Origin of the sequence: Flexivirga aerilata (assembly GCF_013002715.1) — a bacterium.
Lineage (GTDB): Bacteria > Actinomycetota > Actinomycetes > Actinomycetales > Dermatophilaceae > Flexivirga > Flexivirga aerilata.
The window spans coordinates 2,496,882-2,516,019 of record NZ_JABENB010000001.1; the positions used below are offsets into that span (position 1 = coordinate 2,496,882).

The 19,138-nt window shown below is 66.5% G+C and carries 22 protein-coding genes; 18 read left to right on the plus strand and 4 right to left on the minus strand.

Annotated elements, in window-relative coordinates; all coding sequences use genetic code 11:
• The first annotated feature begins 246 nt into the window (after positions 1 to 246).
• The gene (locus HJ588_RS11725; protein ID WP_171155148.1) at positions 247 to 687 is read left to right on the plus strand and encodes a helix-turn-helix domain-containing protein; all 441 of its coding nucleotides are present in this window, start codon (positions 247 to 249) and stop codon (positions 685 to 687) included.
• Here HJ588_RS11725 and HJ588_RS11730 read toward each other — a convergent pair.
• Positions 684 to 1,685 carry a GAF domain-containing protein gene (locus HJ588_RS11730; RefSeq protein ID WP_171155149.1) on the minus strand — a complete coding sequence of 334 codons (1,002 nt, stop codon included), beginning with the start codon at positions 1,683 to 1,685 and terminating at the stop codon, positions 684 to 686. The two genes, HJ588_RS11725 and HJ588_RS11730, sit on opposite strands and share 4 nt — an antisense overlap.
• A gap of 16 nt (positions 1,686 to 1,701) precedes the next feature.
• Complete coding sequence (locus HJ588_RS11735; protein ID WP_171155150.1) at positions 1,702 to 2,478, minus strand: SDR family NAD(P)-dependent oxidoreductase; 777 nt, start codon at positions 2,476 to 2,478, stop codon at positions 1,702 to 1,704.
• Positions 2,479 to 3,241: 763 nt separating this feature from the next.
• Between HJ588_RS11735 and HJ588_RS11740 the strand changes: the two genes are divergently transcribed.
• The 16 genes from HJ588_RS11740 to HJ588_RS11815 all read left to right on the plus strand — a co-directional run bounded on the left by HJ588_RS11740 (position 3,242) and on the right by HJ588_RS11815 (position 16,482).
• Positions 3,242 to 3,838 (plus strand): hypothetical protein, encoded by a 597-nt coding sequence (locus tag HJ588_RS11740; protein ID WP_171150739.1) that lies wholly within the window; start codon positions 3,242 to 3,244, stop codon positions 3,836 to 3,838.
• A gap of 311 nt (positions 3,839 to 4,149) precedes the next feature.
• Positions 4,150 to 4,764, plus strand: a complete 615-nt coding sequence (locus HJ588_RS11745; protein ID WP_171155151.1) for an ATP/GTP-binding protein — start codon at positions 4,150 to 4,152, stop codon at positions 4,762 to 4,764.
• Positions 4,765 to 4,807: 43 nt separating this feature from the next.
• Entirely contained in the window at positions 4,808 to 5,521 is a 714-nt protein-coding gene (locus HJ588_RS11750) for an SAF domain-containing protein (protein WP_246241810.1), read from the plus strand.
• Positions 5,522 to 5,524: 3 nt separating this feature from the next.
• On the plus strand, positions 5,525 to 6,319 hold the full coding sequence (locus HJ588_RS11755) for a hypothetical protein (RefSeq protein WP_171155153.1): 795 nt from the start codon (positions 5,525 to 5,527) through the stop codon (positions 6,317 to 6,319).
• Complete coding sequence (locus HJ588_RS11760; RefSeq protein WP_171155155.1) at positions 6,316 to 7,938, plus strand: TadA family conjugal transfer-associated ATPase; 1,623 nt, start codon at positions 6,316 to 6,318, stop codon at positions 7,936 to 7,938. The genes HJ588_RS11755 and HJ588_RS11760 overlap by 4 nt, the downstream gene beginning before the upstream one ends.
• Entirely contained in the window at positions 7,935 to 8,804 is an 870-nt protein-coding gene (locus HJ588_RS11765) for a type II secretion system F family protein (RefSeq protein WP_171155157.1), read from the plus strand. Before HJ588_RS11760 ends, HJ588_RS11765 begins: the two co-directional genes overlap by 4 nt.
• Positions 8,801 to 9,718, plus strand: coding sequence for a type II secretion system F family protein (locus HJ588_RS11770; protein ID WP_171155159.1), 918 nt, complete (start codon positions 8,801 to 8,803; stop codon positions 9,716 to 9,718). The genes HJ588_RS11765 and HJ588_RS11770 overlap by 4 nt, the downstream gene beginning before the upstream one ends.
• Positions 9,719 to 9,809: 91 nt before the next feature.
• Complete coding sequence (locus tag HJ588_RS11775; protein ID WP_171155161.1) at positions 9,810 to 10,019, plus strand: hypothetical protein; 210 nt, start codon at positions 9,810 to 9,812, stop codon at positions 10,017 to 10,019.
• Between the two features lie 17 nt (positions 10,020 to 10,036).
• Complete coding sequence (locus tag HJ588_RS11780; RefSeq protein WP_171155163.1) at positions 10,037 to 10,459, plus strand: TadE family protein; 423 nt, start codon at positions 10,037 to 10,039, stop codon at positions 10,457 to 10,459.
• Positions 10,456 to 10,893, plus strand: coding sequence for a TadE family protein (locus HJ588_RS11785; protein WP_171155165.1), 438 nt, complete (start codon positions 10,456 to 10,458; stop codon positions 10,891 to 10,893). The genes HJ588_RS11780 and HJ588_RS11785 overlap by 4 nt, the downstream gene beginning before the upstream one ends.
• Positions 10,894 to 10,898: 5 nt before the next feature.
• Complete coding sequence (locus HJ588_RS11790) at positions 10,899 to 11,336, plus strand: TadE/TadG family type IV pilus assembly protein (protein WP_171155167.1); 438 nt, start codon at positions 10,899 to 10,901, stop codon at positions 11,334 to 11,336.
• Between the two features lie 314 nt (positions 11,337 to 11,650).
• Positions 11,651 to 14,608: a LysM peptidoglycan-binding domain-containing protein gene (locus HJ588_RS11795; RefSeq protein ID WP_171155169.1), complete on the plus strand. Its 2,958-nt coding sequence runs from the start codon at positions 11,651 to 11,653 to the stop codon at positions 14,606 to 14,608.
• Positions 14,609 to 14,830: 222 nt separating this feature from the next.
• Complete coding sequence (locus HJ588_RS11800; protein ID WP_246241811.1) at positions 14,831 to 15,139, plus strand: macro domain-containing protein; 309 nt, start codon at positions 14,831 to 14,833, stop codon at positions 15,137 to 15,139.
• 177 nt (positions 15,140 to 15,316) lie between these two features.
• A complete protein-coding gene (locus HJ588_RS11805) occupies positions 15,317 to 15,691 on the plus strand; it encodes a hypothetical protein (RefSeq protein WP_171155173.1) in 375 nt (124 codons plus the stop codon).
• Entirely contained in the window at positions 15,691 to 16,167 is a 477-nt protein-coding gene (locus HJ588_RS11810) for a hypothetical protein (RefSeq protein WP_171155175.1), read from the plus strand. Before HJ588_RS11805 ends, HJ588_RS11810 begins: the two co-directional genes overlap by 1 nt.
• Positions 16,168 to 16,197: 30 nt before the next feature.
• Positions 16,198 to 16,482: a hypothetical protein gene (locus tag HJ588_RS11815; protein WP_171155177.1), complete on the plus strand. Its 285-nt coding sequence runs from the start codon at positions 16,198 to 16,200 to the stop codon at positions 16,480 to 16,482.
• 5 nt (positions 16,483 to 16,487) lie between these two features.
• Here the strand turns inward: HJ588_RS11815 and HJ588_RS11820 are convergent, their stop codons facing one another.
• Positions 16,488 to 17,087 carry a recombinase family protein gene (locus HJ588_RS11820; RefSeq protein ID WP_171155180.1) on the minus strand — a complete coding sequence of 200 codons (600 nt, stop codon included), beginning with the start codon at positions 17,085 to 17,087 and terminating at the stop codon, positions 16,488 to 16,490.
• A 308-nt stretch (positions 17,088 to 17,395) separates the two neighbouring features.
• Here HJ588_RS11820 and HJ588_RS11825 point away from each other — a divergent pair, with 308 nt between their 5' ends.
• On the plus strand, positions 17,396 to 17,701 hold the full coding sequence (locus tag HJ588_RS11825) for a hypothetical protein (protein WP_171155182.1): 306 nt from the start codon (positions 17,396 to 17,398) through the stop codon (positions 17,699 to 17,701).
• Between the two features lie 52 nt (positions 17,702 to 17,753).
• Here the strand turns inward: HJ588_RS11825 and HJ588_RS11830 are convergent, their stop codons facing one another.
• Positions 17,754 to 19,100, minus strand: coding sequence for a dihydrolipoyl dehydrogenase family protein (locus HJ588_RS11830; RefSeq protein ID WP_171155184.1), 1,347 nt, complete (start codon positions 19,098 to 19,100; stop codon positions 17,754 to 17,756).
• Positions 19,101 to 19,138 lie beyond the last annotated feature (38 nt).

Consider the following 19,138-nt stretch of genomic DNA (forward strand, 5'->3'; position numbering starts at 1 on the left):
AGATTTGTGGGCATGTGGTCGACGGCCTCGTGGACCGTCAATGGCTACTCGCATCGCGCCGAATACTTCGGCCCCTGGTCACTGGAACAAAGGTGAAAGCGCGACGACTTGGCAGCGGAGAACCCGAAGTCTGCTCAGCCGGTGCCCAACGGATGTCGACGAAGCTCCAGCGCAGCGGTCACCGGTCCAACCAACGAGTGACGACCCAACCCGTGCGAGGGCGCACCAAACGAATACGATCCCATCGTGTCCGGTCATTCACCATTGCGTGCGGAAGCGCTGCGTGACGCCCGGGTGAACGCTGGTTTGACCCAGCATCAGCTGGCTAACCGGATTGGCGTTGCTGGGGGAGAGCGGGTGTCCCGCTGGGAGCTGGGTACGTCCACGCCGACGCCGGCGATCCTCAGCAAGCTCGCGAAGGTTCTCGGGGTCCGGATTGCGGACCTACTTGTGGATGCCGACGGGCCAGCCGATTTGCGGCTGCTGCGGCTGGAGGCCGGCTACGGCTCGCGAGAGACTGCGCGTCGCGCGCACTTGGCGGCCGCGACATATATCCGGTGGGAGGCAGGGGCCTTCAGTAGGATGCCGGCTGACGCGGAACTGACGCCGCTGGCCCGTGTGCTCGACGTCCGCCTGAAGGTATTACGTGACGCGCTAGAAGAGTCTCGGCGGCGGCGCGGGGTTTAGCTGCCCGAAGAGTTCACGTCGATCGTCCAGAGCGCGGCTGTCGTCGAGTTGTCCAGCAGCATCGGTTGACTGGTCACGTTGACGGCCGCCCACTCTGTATCAGTGCCTCGCAGGCGGATCGACCGTGTGACCGCGCCGTCGACCAGGCGGTTGAGATTGTGCACCACTTCGGCATCGTCTGGATGGAAGATGTCGATGCCCGGCACGGCCCAGTCGATCGACGAGGGCGGTGAATCGACCCACTGGATGATGTGGCCGGTGCGGACATCGACGATCGCGCGATGAGTGCCCGATTCGGCGGCAGCGTCCAGAACTCGACGCTCAAGGACAGCGAGGTGTGGTGCCTGCGGGACGTCGTCCGCGGGGCCGATGTCGTGGGTGATGCCGTGTAGGACGATCTGTGGGCCGTCCTGGGTATCGTGCCGCAACGCTCGGCAGGAAAAATGGGCTGCGCGCCGATCGCCGTCGTCGCAGACGACTGTCCAGATTGCCTGGTGTTCGGTGCCGGGCTCGGACTGCACGATCTTGGCCAACGCCTCGGAGGCATCCGGTCCGGCAGTAAGTCGAGTGAAGGCCTCACCCATGGCTCGCTTGGTGCGCCGCTGCTCCACGGGTTGGCGGTACAGATCGAGCAGCTCGTCGGATCCGGCTACCTCGAAGCTGCTGAGATTGAAATACCACGCGCCGGCGATGTCATGCGGGAGGGCTGGCCCAGCGTCGCCCGGGCCTCCCAGCCATAGCCAGGCGCCGTTCACCTGGCCGTCGTACGCGCTGAGCGGATGAGCCAGACACCGGCGGCCGGCGGAAGTGGTCACATCGTATGGCTGCGCGGCCGCAGTGACGTGCTCGAGAGCCCTGTGCGCCATGGCCAGGGACGTCCGGCTACGGGCAAAAAACTTGTCCAACGGCACCATGCTCCGGGGCCTGGAGCCAAGGCCGACCAGCGTCGGTGGCTTGAGGCCGAACGTCTCGACAAGACACCATTCAGGCCCGGACATCGCTGCACCCCCAACGTCAGATACGCGGAAGTCGAGTGTAACGACCAGCGGCGCGCGCAAGCAGAGCCGCAACCCGGGAATCCGGCCCGGCGTAAATGATGCGCGAGCCGCGTTGCTGGCCGCGCACGACAGCGCGAGCGATGTCGTCTGCCGACGACCGTGCGACGCGGCGGTCGAAGCTGGCCACCCGTTCCGTTGGATTCTCGTTCTCGGCGAAGCTGCCGTTGCGCAGGATGTCGGTATGCACGCCGCCGATGAGGGCCGTACTGACGCGGACCCCAGCGCCGTCCTGATCCAGCTCGTTGGCCAGGGTGCGAGTAAACCCATAGACACCCGCCTTACTGGCGACATACGACGCGTGGCGGGGAACCGCAATGCTTTCGATCGCGCTGGACGCGGTCACGATGCTGGAGCCGCGTTCGAGGTACGGCAGGCATGCGTGCACGGTGGCGATTGTGCCGATCAGGTTTATGTCGATGACTCGCACCAAGTCCTCGAAGGTGCTCTGGAGCACCGTTCCTGTATGCATAACGCCCGCGAAGGTAAAGACACAGTCAAGAGCCGGTGCTTTTTCAACCCAATTTGCGAGGTCGTGTCGGTAGTCCGTGGCCGTGACGTCCAACGGCGCGACCACCGCTTCACACGGCAGCTCCGCGGCCAGTGCATCGAGCGAATTCCTATCTGTGTCAACGAGAATCAAGGACTCATAGGTGCCAGCGAGACATCGTGCAAGGGCGCTGCCGATGCCCCCGCTCGCGCCGGTGATGAGGGCGCTACGAGGCTCTGCGCGCATAGCGCGATCGAACCTGTGCGGGGTAAAATCTCGCTGCCGCTCACGTAGGTGAGATCGGCTCTGCGCCTGATGTTTCGGCCGGAGTCCTGAGCTAAAAAAGTGGTGCCTCACGGGCACTGCATAGCACGGCGTTCCCTCTCGGGGAAGGCGCCGGAGGGACTAGAGCATGTCGTCGAACAGCTGGCGCGCACTCCAGGGGGGAGGGCGCTGCATCAGCAATCCAGGACGCCATCCGCATTCCACGGTGGGCAGGCTGCTACCCGCACATCGTCATCCAGGTTCTGCGGCATATCGCCGTGGACGACGTCATGGTGGTTCGCAGCGACGACGACCAGATCTGCGTGGCGATGCCGTTGCAGCCTGATCTTGCGGACCAGCTCACGGCAGCTCGCCCGAACGTGGCGGCGCGAGGGCGAGACCTTCGAACTGCGGTTGGGGTCGGCGTCCCGCGCAGAACTCCACGAATGGAACGACCTGATCCTTGCGGCGGAGCACGCCGAGGTGCTGGCCAAGCGTCTTCGGCGCGCATCACCGGTGGCTATTCGACGGCCGGCGCATCGTGCTCAGGCAGGGTGAAGAGGCGGCGGAACCCATGACGCCGCGCGGAAGGGAGGCTCTGGTGGCACAAGAGCGACACGAGGTTGTGGACGAGCACCTTCCAAAAGTCATAATGCACTAGTGTAAGTGCATCGATTTGAGCCGACGTGACCGCCAGGACCCCTCAAACGGACCTTCTGGCAGGCGAGACAACAAGGAGACCGACATGACGAAGGCGATGCGGATGGCAGGCGCGACCTTGGCTATGGGGAGCGTGCTGCTGGCCTCTGCGTGCGGGAGCAGCGACGGCGGCAAGGCGCCATCGACGACCGCCACGCCGTCTCCCGGCACCAAGTCGTCAACGACCCCTCCGAAGCCGGCTAGCTCGTCCACAACAACGAGCGCTGACCCATTGGCGAAGAAGAAGGCAGCGGCCACCGCGGCGGTGGTCGCGTTCTGGAAGAAGGTCGACGTTCTCGAGACCAACCCGAAGGGCGACTTGACGAGTCTTGATCTCGTCGCGCGCGGCCAGCAGCTCGCGCAATGGCAGTACAACATCGGTGCCGAACGGCAGCGGGGCGAAACAGGAGAGGGCTCCTTCCGAGTTCTGCACCCGGTGGCGTCGAGCACCACCGATCCCGCGACTTATCGCGTGAATGCGTGCCTTGACGGAACCAACTTCCACTTGGTGAAGAAGTCTGGCAAGCCTGTGTCGAGGCCGTCCGGTGCGCCTCACCGAGTGGAGTACCGGTACGGCGTCACGCAGGATCCCAAGACATTCAAGTGGTACGTCACCACAGAGAAAGTCCTCGGGAAATGCTGACGCGCACACGAGCGGGTGCACTTGCGGCTGGGGTCTCGGTTGCGTTCGTCGGACTCGCGACCCCAGCTGCGCACGCTGCCGGCGGAGTGAAGTGCCCGCCCGGGAGCGTGTGGGATCCCACCTCACAGACCTGCGTGATCCGCGTAGTGGTTCCACCGACGCAGCCGCCGAGCCCAGGTCCGCCGACGCCTACCCCGCCAGGCAAGAAGCCGCCCAAAAAGGGGAAGGGAAAGTGCGAGAGCAGCGTGACTGGCAAGGAAGTTCCGTGCTCCAAGGGCGATGCGTGGTGGTCGCCGTCGAAGCAGTGCTACGTGAGCGTTGCCAAGCCGCAACCGGCGAAGTCTGACCCCGCGTGGCAGGGGCACAAAGACGGCACGATCTACCAATGCGACCTGATTACGTCTCGGTTCTTCTTCTGGTCTGCGACGCAGCCGGATGGGCCGAAGGCACCGCCTGACCCGGTGCAGTTGGCGCGCGAAGCGGTGGCCGCGATGGGATTGAAGGCGATCACGATCGGGATCGTCCCGGGTAACGAGCCGGGCAAGGTCGGGCTGGTCGGGCTGCCGCAATGGATGTGGGTGAAGAATCCGACTCCGAATACCTTCGGGCCGATCACCAAGAGCGTCTCCGCAGCTGGATACACCGTGACAGCGATCGGCAAGGTCGACCGCGTCGTGTGGAACATGGGCGACGGTCAGACCATCACCTGCGATGGTCCGGGCACGCCGTACACCGCAGCGACAGGCAAGGCGAAGTCCCCGACGTGCGGGCACAACGAATACACCAAGCAGGGCAGCTACACGGTTACGGCGACGAGCTACTGGACGATCACCTGGTCTGGCATCGGTCAGACCGGCACGATCCCGGTCACCACGGCCCGCAGAACGACCATTCGAATCGGCGAGGCCCAAGTGCTCACGAAGTGAGCGGTATCCAACGGAACACGGACTGACTGGGGAGACAGCAGCCATGGCAATTGCACCAACAGACGAGCAGCGCAGCGCGCGCCGCCGCGACCGGGGGACCAAGGATCCCGAGGACGCGATCGGACCCGCGGCTTCGAGTGACACCGTGGCGCCGCCGCCGAAGATGCGCCGGCGACCACTGCTTATCGCCGCATCGGTGGCTGCGGTCTGTTTGGGGGCGTTGCTGGCCGTGATGGCTTTCACGTCGATGAACTCCGCGAAGGAAGTCCTCGCGGTGCGATCGACGGTGCACCGCGGCGAGGTGATCACTCGTGGTGACGTGATGATCGTCCGCGTGGGAGTGGACCCCGGGCTGAAGCCGCTGCCAGCATCCGAACTGAACAATGTGGTCGGAAAACGCGCGGCGATGGACATCGCCGCGGGCGGGCTGGTCACCGGTGACGAGATCACCTCGAGCGTGGTGCCGGGTGCAGGTCAGAGCGAGGTCGGGATCAGCCTGGCGTCCGGTGCTCTTCCGGCCAACGGGCTGGAGAACGGCGACGATGTCCGGATCGTGCTGACACCTGGCCAGCAGGGGCAGTACAAGGCCGACTCGATACCCACGGACGTCGCCGCGACCGTAGTCGGCGTCTCGAACGGCGGCTCGAACGGGCAGAAAGTGGTGGACGTGCTGGTCCCCGAGGACCAGGCGCCCGACGTGGCATCGATGGCTGCCACTGGAAAGGTCGCTCTCGTCCTGGACTCGCGAGAACACTGAGCCATGGCGATCATCGTTCTCACCTCAGCCTCGGGATCGCCCGGCGTGACGGCTACCGCCCTGGGCTTGACGCTGACCTGGCCGCGTCCAGCTGTGCTGGTCGAGGCAGACCCGACTGGCGGCAGTGGACTCCTGGCGGGTTACTTCCACGGTGAGGTCGCCCACTCTGGCGGTCTCATCGACTTGGCGGTGGCGCACCGCGAAGGCAACCTGGCGCAGTCCCTGTGGTCTCAGATGGTGCCCATCCCGGGTTCGAACGCGCTGCTGCTTCCCGGGGTCCGCAGCCACGCTCAAGCGCGCAGCCTGACGACGTTGTGGGGCCCCCTCACGAGCGCACTACGCGGGCTGGGGCGCAACGGTCAGGACGTCATCGTCGACGCGGGCCGACTCGGCCTGGAAGGCGCGCCGGGGCCATTGATGATGGGCGCAGATCTGGCGTTGCTGACGATGCGGACAACCCTGCCGGCGCTATCGGGTGCCAGGTCCTGGGCCGAGTCACTGCGCGAGGAGTTCGAGAAGATCGGTTCTTTGCCCCGGCTGGGCACCCTGCTGATCGGGGAGGGGCAGCCATACGGCGCGCGAGAAGTTCGCAAGGTCCTCGGACTGCCCGTCATAGAGAGCGTTCCGTGGGATGCCGCTGGCGCCTCCGTGTTCTCCACCGGCGCTAACCGACCGCGCAAGTTCGACAACTCCGGCCTGGTGCGCGGCTTGCGCGCGACCGGGGCAGCGATCCAGGCAGCGATCGAAAGCAACCGCGCCGACCTTGAGGTCACCAAGAATGTAGGGAGCCCCGCATGACCCAGTCGAACCCCTGGGTGTCCGATCCGGATGACCCGACAGACCCCACCTCCTTGCCGCTCTTCGCCGGCGACGACGGCGCGGACACGGATAAGCCGAAGACCGGCCGGGCGCGGTCATCGTTTTCGCTGGGAGAGGAGTCGCATGACCGCCCCGCCTACATTCACGCAGTCGACCAACCACGATCGGATGACGACTCGACCGATGCCGGTCGAGGGCGTCAAGCAGGCAGATCGGCACGACGACGCAAAACCGGCGCGAACGCGCACGACGGCATCGACTGGGGGCTGGTCGCGGCATTCCGGAGCCAGGCATCAGAACAGCTCAGTGCAGCGATCGGCAAGGACCGCACGCTCGATGAGCAAGCCCAGGAGGAACTCGGCCGCTCGATCATCCTTGAGCTGCTGGAGAGCGAGGCCGCTGAGGCGGTCTCGGCCGGGCGCCAGTCCTGGTCCCTGGACCAACAAGACGACATGGCCGACGCGATCTTCAACGCACTCTTCCGGCTGGGACGGTTCCAGCCGCTGGTCGACGACGAGACCGTGGAGAACATCGAGGCCTATGGTCACGATCACGTGCTGTTGCTGCACAGCGACGGCCGGATCGAACCGGGCCCACCGGTCGCCGAGAGCGACGAGGAACTGATCGAGTTCCTCACGTTCCTCGGCAGCAAATCCGGCAGCGGGCGACCCTTCTCCGAGGCGCAACCCCGGCTGCACATCAACCTGCCTGGAGGAGCGCGGCTTGCCGCAGCCTGCTGGAGCACCAACCGGCCGACGGTGGTGATCCGCCGGCACCGCGTGCGCGACACCGACCTGCGGGAATTGGCCGCGACCGGGATGCTCAGCGACCTGCAAGCCGATTTCCTCGAAGCAGCCGTCAAGGCCCGCCTCAACATCATCGTCGCCGGCCCGCAGGGCGCAGGAAAGACAACCATGGTGCGCGGATTGTGTGCGTCGATCGACCCATGGGAAAAGATCGGCACCTTCGAGACGGAGTACGAGCTCTTCCTAGAAGAGATGCCCCGGCACAAGCGCGTCATCGCCTTCGAGTCCCGACCGGGATCGGGAGAGGTGGGCATCAACGGCCGACAGGCCGGCGAAGTGACCCTCGACGACCTGCTCATCGACAGCTTCCGGTTCATGCTCGGACGCACGATCGTGGGCGAGGTCCGTGGCCCGGAGATCCTGTCGATGATCAAAGCGATGCAGTCGACCGCCGGGTCCATCAGCACCACCCACGCGGCCAACGCGAAAGCCGCGATCAGGAAGCTGGTTACCTGCGCGATGGAAGCAGGAGCGCACATCTCCGACGGGTACGCGGTGAGCGCGGTGGCCGGACACATCGACCTGATCGTGCAGCTGCACTACCAGCCCGGTGCCCAGGAGGGGACCGACCAGGAAAAGCGGCCGCAGCGATGGATCTCTGAGATCGTCTCGGTCGAGCCTGGGGAAGAAGCCACCGGATATGCGACCCAGCATGTGTTCCGGCCGAAATTTGGCGGGCCGGCGGTCGCCAGCGTGCTGCCGGAACACATCCGAGGGGTGTTGGATGAGCACGGATTCGACACTCGCGCCTTCGAGAACGAGCGCCGGATCCATGGAGGCGAAACCTCATGACCGCCCTGGTCTCTGGCCTGGCCGGTGCGCTCATCGTGGCCGGCGTGCTGGGCGCTGTGCTGGGTGTGCGGCCCGCGCCAGAGAAGCCACCTGCACCAGCCTGGACGCACCTCCCCTTGGTGGCACGGCTGGGTCAAATCTCCCCTAGAACCCGGGTGCTATTGCTGGTCGGGGCTGGTGCAGGTCTCATCGTGGCGGTCGTCACGGGATGGTTCATCGCGATCCTCGCGGTGCCCGCGATCATCGTCGGACTTCCGATGCTGCTGACTGCACCTCGCGCGGCTTCCGAAATCGAGCGGCTCGAAGCGATGGAGGAGTGGACCCGATCACTGTCCGGGGTGCTCACGGCCGGTGTCGGCCTCGAGCAGGCATTGATCGCAACGTTGCGGTCGACGCCGGACGCCATACGCCCGGAGGTGAACAGGCTCGTCGCGCGACTCGGCGCCCGATGGGGTACTGAAGACGCCCTACGGGCATTCGCCGACGACCTCGACGACGCCACAGGAGACTTGGTGGCCGCCAACCTGATTCTCGGGGCTCGGCGCCGCGGGCGTGGCCTGGCCAACGTGTTGGAATCACTGGCCGAGTCGGTGGCTGCCGATGTGCGGGCACGCAGGCAGATCGAGGCCGACCGCGCCAAGCCTCGCGCGACAGCCCGCTGGATCACCTTGATCACCGTCGGGGTGCTGGCGTTCCTGGCACTCACGGGACGCTACGTCGCACCGTACGGATCACCCTTGGGGCAAATCCTGCTGGTCGTGCTGTTGAGCGCCTACGTCGCCACCTTGATCTGGATGCGCACGATGACCCGCGGCGCAGCTCTCCCACGCTTCATCGGGATGCAGACTGGGGGATGGAAAGCATGATCACGGGACTGCAACTGGCGCTGGTCGGTGGTGGATTCATCGGCCTCGGCCTGGCATTGCTGGTGTGGCGGCTGGTGCCTGCTCAACCTGACCTCGGGGACGCCCTGGAACGTCTCTCCCCGGACCAGCCGCGTCGCGTCCGTGATCGTGCCGAGACGACCGCGCAGCCGGCGGACACGCGTGAGCGGGTCGGGCAGTGGGCGCTCAAGACGTTCCCGCCCGGCGCGTGGGCCCGCACCCCACACAGGGAGCTGGCGCTGCTGCGGATGCCGCTGACCCGCTTCTACGGCGAGAAGGTTCTGTTCGCCCTTTTCGGCCTGGTTGTCCCGCCGTTGTTGATGAGCTTCTTCGCGGTGATCGGACTGCGGCTGCCGTTCGTCATCCCGGTCGTTGCGACGCTCGTGTTCGCCGGGGTGATGTTCTTCCTGCCCGACTACAACGCACGCGACGACGCCAAGAAAGCCCGAGACGAATTTAACCGGGCGCTGGGCGCGTACATCGATCTTGTTGCGCTGGAACGTAATTCAGGGTCGGGGTCCCGGCAGGCGATGGAAGTCGCGGCGGGTGTCGGCGACAGCTGGGTGTTCCGCAGGCTGAGCGAAGAACTCACCCGGTCACGGTGGTCGGGCGAGGCGCCCTGGGAGGCCATCAGGGCGCTGGGGCACGAGCTCGGCTTGACCGAGCTGGAGGACCTGGCCGACATCATGCGGCTGTCCGGGGAGGAAGGAACTCAGATCTACACCCAGCTGCGCGCCCGCTCGGCTTCGATGCGGACCGCGATGCTCAACTCCGAACTCGCCAAGGCCAACGAGGTAGGCGAACGGATGAGCATCCCGATGAGCTTGCTCGGGGTGATCTTCATGGCATTGCTGATCGCGCCGGCGCTGCTGCGAGTAGTCGGGGGTGGCAGCTGATCGGACCTATTGCCCCGCCACACCAGACCAACCGAACTGAACCGTCACCACACCGGGCCACCGGCCACTAACTAGAAGAAAGGCACAAACCATGATTCAGCTCATCGCCACTTTGCACACTCTCGGCGCACGCATGCAGAACAGCCTCGACGAGGCCCGCATCACCATGCGTGACAACCAGGAGGAGGGCTCGGTCTCGATCGAGTCCGTTGTCTGGGCGGTTGCCGTGATCGCGATCGCCGGCATCGTCGTGACAGCCATCACCGCCTATGTCCGCAGCAAGTCCGGCGACATCAAGTAGACGGACCGGACAGACCAATGACCAGGATCGTCACGCTGTTGCGCACCCGACTCGGTCGCCGAGTCGGGGCGGAACGCGAACGCGGATCGAGCTCCATCCAGATGATTGTGCTCCTGCCTGCGCTCTTCACGGTGATGTTCCTGGGCATGCAAGCCGCACTCTGGTTCCATGCACGGTCCGTCGCGATCGCTGCGGCACAAGAAGGTGCACGCACTGCCGGTGCGCAGAACGGGTCCGCGGCGGCCGGGATCAGCGATGCTGCCTCTTTCGTCAGCGATGCCGGTGGCAGCGATGTCCTCGCCGGCGTCCACGTCAGCGGCGGCCGCTCCGGAAACCGGGCAACGGTCACCGTCAGTGGGACCTCGATGAGCATCATCCCTGGCTGGACCATCACGGTGCACCAAAGCGCCACGGTGCCGGTGGAAAGGCTCACCCGATGAGCTGGCTACGCATCCGTCGCGATCCGGAGGAGGGCTCGGCCGCCATCGAGGCAGCCATCGCGGTGCCAGCGTTCATGCTCTTTGTGCTGTTGGTGATCTTCGGCGGCCGGGTCGCGATGGCGCACCAAGCGGTGCAGTCAGCAGCAGCCGAAGCCGCCCGGACAGCATCACTGGAACGGACCGAAGGAGCCGCACAGGGCAGCGGGGCCAGTGGTGCGGCGGCAAGCCTGACATCACAGGGCCTGCACTGCATCTCGCAACAGGTCGACGTCGACGCCTCCGGTTTCGCCGCTCCGGTGGGGACGCCGGCCACCATCCGGGCGACGGTTCGCTGCACTGTCGACCTGTCGGACGTGTCCGTGCCTGGTGTTCCGGGGTCGATGACGATCACCGAGACGATGACCAGCCCGCTCGACACATACCGGGAGAGATGATGCAGATGGGCAAGAAGCAGCATCAGGGACTCGACCGCGAACGCGGTTCGGTAACCATCTTCATGGCCGCGGCGGCCTTCGTGATGATCGTGCTCGTAGGTCTGGCCGTCGACCTCGGCGGGCAGGTCGCTGCTCAGCAGCGCGCCCGGGATGTGGCCGGCCAGGCCGCACGTGCAGGCGGCGAGCAGGTCCTCGGTGGGCCCGCTGTCGAGGGCCAGGGTGCCCAGATCGACACCAATGCAGCGGCAGCCGCTGCCCGCAGCTACCTGGCAGCGGCCGGAGTAGACGGCACGGTTGCGGTCACGAGTAACGACACCTTGGTGGTGACGACCTCGCAGAACTACCAGACCAAGTTCCTGTCGGTCATGGGGATCGGGAGCCTGCACGTCACCGGCCACAGCAGCGCGCGTCTGATCCGCGCGCAGAATGGAGTAGCCCGATGAGAGGCATCCGCGCCCGGCTCGCCGGACTGTTCGCCACCTTGCTGATCCTGGGCATCATCATCGGGTTGCCCCTGGTGCTGCTTGCCGTGGGAGCCAGCCCGGCGCACCTGTCGGTGCCGACGCTCGACGGCATCAAGACCGCATTGACCAACCCCGACGACGGCACTCTCGCCCTATCTGCCGTCAAAGTCATCGCTTGGGTGGCATGGGCGTTCCTGACGGTGTCGATCGTGCTGGAGATCTTCGCCCGCGCGAGAGGAGTTCGAGCACCGCAGCTGCCCGGCCTGCGCATGCCGCAGTCGGCCGCCAAGGGCATGGTCGGCATGGCCATTCTGCTGTTCACCGCCTCGCCGGTCACCGCTCAGCTGGCCAACGCCGCCCCGCTGCCCGCGTCGCAGAACGTGACGGCCTCCTCTGTCGCCCACCCGGGCAGCAAGTCCGCCCCGCAGGCCAAGGGCACGAGCCACGGGCAGCAGGCCACCACGCCGGCAGCCACCCACACGGTCAAACACACGGTGCAACCCGGAGAAACCTTGTGGTCCATCGCCCGAGATCACCTGGGTTCGGGCGAGCGATACACCGAGATCGCCGCGTTGAATCACGACGTGCTGGGCAACAAGCCAGGCTTCTTGAAACCCGGCTGGACCCTCCACTTGCCGGCACCCGCGGGGCAGACGTCAACGAGTGAGCACACCGTGACCGTGCACGCCGGGCAGACCTTGTCCGGGATCGCGCAAAAGCAACTCGGCGACGCCAACCGATACCCCGAGATCGAAGCGGCCTCGAAGGCGATCGTGCAGCCGGGCGGCACCCACCTGACCAACCCCAACCAGATCGGCGCAGGATGGACGCTGGTCATCCCTGGCTCAACGAGCAGCGATCACGTCAAGCCCGTGATCACCAAACACACGGCGCCAAAGCATGCGCCCGCACCGAAACACAGTGCACCGAAACACAGTGCACCGGCGACACCACCTGCGGTCCCGGCTCCTACCCATCAGGCGCCCGCACCGAAGGCCACGCACGAAACCCCAGCGCCGTCGCAAACGCACAGCACGCCGACGCCGACACAGTCCGCGGATCAGCAGACCGTTCCGCACGAGGCCCAGCTGGACCAACAGCACGCGAGCAGCGCGCCCTGGATGCTGACCGGCCTCACGGGCGCCGGCGCGATCCTGGCGGGTTCGGCGTGGCTCACGCTGCGCCGGCGTCGTCGCACCCAGTTCCGAGCCCGCCGTCCGGGGCGCACGATCGCCGTACCGGAGCCCGAGCTGGCACCGGTCGAGAAGACCATCACCGTTGTCGGTGCGACGTCGGCTCCCACGGTCGAGCAGATGGACACGCTGCTGCGGAGTCTGGCGGCCCACGCCACAGACGCCGGGTTGGCACTGCCGCCGGTCGCCGCGGTTGAACTCGGCACCACACAGATCGTGGTGCACCTGAGCAGCCCGAGCTCCCTGCCCGAGCCATGGGAAGGCACCGACGATCGGCTGCACTGGGTGTGCCCGGCTGATGGCCTTGCCGGTGTGCCCGCCGACCTGGACCAGGACCAGCCTGCGCCCTACCCGCTCCTGGTCACGATCGGTTCCAGCGACGATGACCGCGTGTGGCTGCTCAACTGCGAGGACCTCGCCGCGATCAACCTGACGGGAGACGCCACCTACGCGCGCGACTTCGCCCGGTACCTCGCGGCAGAACTCGCGCTGAACCCGTGGTCGGCCGGCGTCACGGTCGACTGCATCGGCGTTGCCAGCGAAGTCGCCGGGCTGAACCCCGAGCGGGTCCGCTACCACGACGCGTCCGGTGACGCTGCCGCGGAGGCCGTCGCCGATGCCGTGGCGATGATCGACCGCGCCGAAGCGCAACAGGTCGACGTGGCAACCGGCCGCGGCAGCAAAGCCGATGACGATGTGTGGCCCGCCCGGCTTCTGCTGGTTGATGCCGACCGGACTGCGGATCGGAAGGTCGTCGACCAGCTGCTCGACCTGGTCGAGCAGCACAGCGGAAAGACCGGCACCGCGATCGTGGTGTCAGCCACGCAGAGCGAAGAACCCCCGACTGGAACCGTGCTCAACCTCAGCTCCACCGGGCGGCTGACGATGCCTCGCGCCGGCCTGGACCTGGTGGCGGTCGGACTGACCGCCGACGAGGCCAAGGGTTGCGCCACGCTGTTCGCGAACAGCGAGGTCCTCGATGACGTCGAGATCCCGGTCGACAAGGACGCCACCGACGGATGGCGGTCGTTCACCAATGAGGCCGGCGCGCTGCGGGAGGAGCACACTAAGCCGCGCGAGGACCGCGACGACGAGACAGCCGAGAGCGTGCTTGACGCCGAGGACGCCGATTACGTCGCCGCGGCCGCGACGACCGAAGAAGACCTGAAAGCGCTGGCCCCACAGGTCCCGGCCCAGGTCCGGGCAGACATCGAAGCCGCCGACCCGACCCTCGATGACGACGTCACGGCCTGGTTCAACGACGATTGTCCGTTGCCGCGTCTGACTCTGCTGGGCCCGATCCATGCACGAACGCACGGCTCCGCCGTGGCGGTGGCCAAGCGCAAGCCCTACGCCACCGAGCTGCTGGCGTACCTGGCAACACGGCCCTATGGTGCGACCCCGGCCCAACTGGCTGAGGCGTTCGACCTCACCGAGGGACGGGCCCGCAGTGACATCAAGATGGTGCGCGACTGGCTTGGGGTGAACCCACGCACCGGCAAAAAGCACCTGCCGAACGCACGCGAATCGGCAGCAGCCAAATGCCGCGGCGTCGGGGTGTACGAGGTGGAGGACATCCTGGTCGACATCGACCTGTTCCGCAGGTTGCGCGCCCGAGGTGAGGCCCGCGGCGGGAGCGAGGGCATCGCCGATCTGCTACGTGCCCTCCAGCTGGTCGACGGTCGGCCCTTCGATCAGATGCGCCCCGGCGGCGGAGAGTGGTTGGCCGGTGGCGACCGGATCGATCACCACATGAACGCCGCCATCGTCGACGTCGCGCACATGGTCACCACCTCGTGCTTGGAATCCGGAGATCTTGTCCGTGCCCGGGCGGCGGCCGAGATCGCCACCGCTGTCGCACCCGACTCAGAAATCGCCAAGCTCGACCTGGTCGCCGTGTTCGAGGCCGAAGGCCACCGAGCCGACGCCGAGCGGATCCTGCGCGACGAGGTCTGCAACCGGTCAGACGACGGTGGGGCACCCGTCGAGCTGTCCGAGCGGACCGAGGCGATCATCCGTAACCACGAGTGGCTCAACCCGGACCGGGCGGCCAGCTGATGGCCGCCGAACGGTTCGACCCGACGTCCGAACGGGCAGCGGTCGCGGTGCGGGTCCGCAGGGTCAGCGGCGATCTCACCGGCCAGCGCGATGTCGACGCACTGGTCAACACGTGGAACCGCAACTACATGCCACGCTGGTTGCTGTACCCAAGCGGGGTCAGCAGGGCACTGAAGCGACATACCGGGACAGGACCATGGGAAGCAGCTCGCCGGCGCCGGATTGCTTCTCTCCGGCGGGTGCGTGGTCACCGATGCGGGCGAGCTGAGCACAGACCTGAAGCTCATCCACGTGGCCGGACTCAACCTCCGATGGAGAGCCACCGAGGCCACCATCCAAACATCGGTTCACTCGGCCATCCGGGCGGCAAGCATCTACCGGATGCAGCGCATCGCGATGCCACTGATCGGGGCAGGGTCGGGCGGCCTTGATCGGGCGACCTCATTGCGGTGCATCAAAGAGACGCTGAGTGAGTACAACGTTGGCGACCCACTCGAGGTGCTGGTCGTCGAACCCGACCGGAATGCCTGAAGCTCGACGCGGCGAGCATGGCAAATGACGTCACACCCAGCACAGACGATGGCCTGACCTGCGACCCGATCGCCAGGCCAGACCCTGATCGACATTGGAGCTCGGCACCATGGCACAGCCTGCGAACGAACCGGAACCCGAACACGAGGACGACGTGGACGCTATTGGAGGTGGGCGATGAACGTCAGCGCCGGCCAGGGAAAAGGGCCATTTGACCCGGGTGACGTCGAGAAGCCGACGCAGGACGTGGTGACGCACCTAGCGCTGTTGGTGCCGGGCATCGGTCCGGTGACCGTGGACCGTCTGGACGGGCACGCCCTGCGACTGGAACGACGCGACGTGGTGCTGTTCTCCCGGTACTCCGGTCGGCTCGAGCTCCTGGACCCGGCTGCGTTGTCGCAGGGCTACGACGCCAACGGAACGCTTACCGTCGTCGACGACAGCGGTACCCGGTATGTCTTCCCGTCCGGTGGCTGGCCGGGCATCAGGTTCACCGTGACTGAGGCACGGTCAGCACGAGTTGGTGGCAACGGCTCGGGAGGTGGCCGGTGATGGGCGGCCGCGGAGTCTTTGATCTCGGCGGACTCGCTCCGCAGCCCGACGAAGCCGAACAGCTGCAGATCCTCGCCGACGCCGGGATCAGCGCCGAGGCCGTAGATCTGGTGGTGCAAGCCCGCATTACGCACGAGCACGAGCGCGCGCTTGAGGACGTCAGGGTGTTGCGGGCGGCAGAGAATGCGCTCTACCGGCATGCCGACGTCGGCATGCCGGTACCCGAGCAGGACCGGTGGGACAAAGGCACCAAGGTCACCGAGACGGACGATTCTGGCGCCCGGCGGATGCTGGCCGCGGCGATCGCGTCGGCCGAGACCACAGCCAGCGCCGTCGACACATCGGAACAAGTCGCGCAGACGCGCAGCGCAACGATCGGCGGTATGTGCCGGCGCGAGGCCGAGGGGAAGCACGCGGACAACCTGCAGTTGATCGATGGCGCGCGACCGCGCGGGCGCACCGGCACATGGATGTGACGCCGGCGCCACCGATAAGGAGTGCCCGGTATGACAATTTCCATTGAGGGGGGGGGGAAGCCCATGGCACATCACGATCATCAGAGTTCGGCAATGCAGCCGGGTAAGGGACACTTCCAGGTCGCGCACGAGTGGCTGACCGGGAGGGTGGAAGATCCCCGCAGGCTGGATCCTTTGCTGGAGGATCTGGTCGCGTTGTCGTACGCCGATCCGGGGTCGAGGAACAACGGAACAGTGGTTAGCGGTAGCCGCTGCCTGCGGCGGCTGGTAACGGTGCTGTCACCAGCCGCAATCAAACTGATTCGTACGGGGTGATGACGTCAGTCGTCTGACGGACTGCCTTCGGGTTCTCCGGCGCGTTTGACCGCGCGGTAGACGGTGGAGCGGCCCACATTGAACAAGTCGGCCAGCTCGGCCGAGGTGTGCTTGCCACCGCGCCACAGCTCAACCAGGTGCGCCTCCTGGGCGGCCTTGAGCTTGGGTTCCTTGCCCCGCAGCCGGCCCTTGGCCTTGGCGACCTTCATCCCTTCCCTGGTGCGCATCCGAATTAGGTCCGACTCAAACTCAGCAATCATCGCCAGAACGTTGAACAGCAGCCGGCCGACGGGGTCCGTCGGGTCGTGCACGGAGCCGCCGATGTTCAGCTTGACCTCGGCGGCGGTGAGTTCTTCGACGATGTTGCGGGCGTCGGTCAAGGACCGGGCGAGCCGGTCCAGTTTGGTCACGACGAGGGTGTCGCCGGTGTGGCATGCGGCCAGGGCCTCGCGTAGCCCGGGTCGAGCTCGGTTGGTGCCGGTCAGGCCGTGGTCGACGTAGATCCGTTCCGGCTGTACCCCGAGGGCCTCGAGCGCGTTGCGTTGGGCGGTGAGGTCCTGGTCGTCGGTGGAGCAGCGGGCGTACCCGACGAGCATTCTGGCCATCCGGTGACTGTACCGGTTGAGCGGCCTTCACCGGGCATTAAATCGGGCGGGTCTTACGGGATTGACTGATCGCTGGGGCTCTGCGAAATCGACGGCATCGCGGATCCACTGGGATGTGTTCCGTTGAGGGTTCCTGTTGCGGCGACTGACCGGGAGCCCGGAACATGCCTCTGGCCAGCTCGCCCGGCCGGTCTCGTCGTATCTGTCCGAGCGACTCGCTAACGGGTCCAGACGTGATTGATGGCGAGTGACCGCGCAATACTGGATTCCCTCGACACCGAAGCCGGCTCGACGATGAGGAGCGCTTGATGACAGCACAGACAGAGCTGCAGGATCCCTCAGCGGGCAGGTCGGAGTGCTGGTGCTGTGGCGTGGTCGAAGACCCAGATCGGTTCGTGCACCTCGGCAATCATCCTGAGGTGACGGTGTGCACCCGATGCGCCCATTCGCTACACACCTGGGCTTGGGAGTTGGAAGATCAGGCCAAGACGGGGCCGGCTGTCCGCGCGCGGGATGCGTTTCGAAGGCTGCGCGCTCACGGTATGGAGCACGGGTGGCATCACAATCGGGTCATCGGCAAGCCGCTGCGCTGGCTGGGTAAGCATCTGCCGTGAGCCACATCTACCGAAGCTTGAACCGGAGCGTTAGCTGGGCGGCGCAGTGCAGCTACGCCAGCGCTTCGATCGCGGCGAGGTAGGCCTCGCTGTAGGTGGGGAATTGGGCGACCTGGTCGCGGAGCGCGTCCAGCGGGATTCCGACGCGGATGGCCAGTGCGGCTTGGTGGATCCATTCGCTGGCGAGTGGGGCGACGGCGTAGGCGCCGAGGAGGCGCTGCTCGGTGGCGTCGGCGACGAGGCCGAGGGTGCCGCGTGGTTGCTTCTCGTACGTCCATGGGCGGGCGATGCTGTCGGCGAGGTCGAGTTCGGCGGTGAGGATGTCGTGGCCGGCGGCCTGTGCGGCGGCGGCGGTGATGCCGACGGCCGCGATTTCGGGGTCCCCGAATACGACGCGGGGGATGCCGTCGTAGCGGGCGGTGTGGGTGTGGCCGAGGATGGCGTCGACCGCGACCCGGGCTTGGTACATGCCCACGTGGGTGAAGGGCATGACGGCGGTGACGTCGCCGACCGCCCACAGACCCTCGCCGGCGCGGCACGAGCCGTCGACGGGGATGGCGCCGCGCTCATCGACGGTGATGCCGGTTGCCTGCAGGTCAAGGTCGGCGGTGCGAGGGCGGCGGCCGGCGCCGATGATGATGACGTCAACCCGCAACTGGGTGCCGTCATCGATGGTGACGACGGTGTCGCCGCCTTCTCGGCGGGCCTGGCGAGCGGTGCGGGAGGTGTGGATCGCGACACCGGCCTCGCTCAGCTGCGCGGCGACGAGTTCGCCGACGCGTGGGTCTTCGCGGTCCAGGATCCGGTCTGCTGATTGCACGATGCTGACCTGGGTGCCGAACCGGGCCAGGAAGGTGGCCAGTTCGACGCCGACGGCGCTGCCGCCGATGATCAGCGCGCGGGCGGGGATGTCGGTGAGGGTGGTCGCTTCCCGGTTGGTCCACACCGGCACGTCATCGAGTCCGTCGATGGGCGGGATGATGGGTTCGCTGCCGGTGGCGATGACGATGTTGTCCGCGCTCAGCTCCCGACCGGCGACGGTGATCGTGCGGGGGCCGGTGAACGTGGCGTGGCCTTTGATGACGGTGACGCCCCGATCGGCGTAGCCCTGCACTTGGTCGGTGTCATCGAGGTGGCGGACCATGTAGTCGCGGTAGTCGCGCAAATCGGCCCAGTCCAGCTCCGGGGTGCTGACGCCTTGGGCCCGCTCGGCCTCAGTGTGGACTTCCGGGGCCCGCAGCAGCGTCTTGGACGGGATGCACGCCCAGTAGGCGCATTCCCCGCCGATTAACTCGGCTTCGACTACGGCCACCCGTTGACCGCCGGCGTGGAGCCGGCCGGCCGCGGATTCCCCGGCCGGTCCGGTTCCGATCACGATGGCATCAAATGATTCAGTCATGTCTAGCGGTCTCCTCGGTGCTGGTCGCGCTGGCGGTT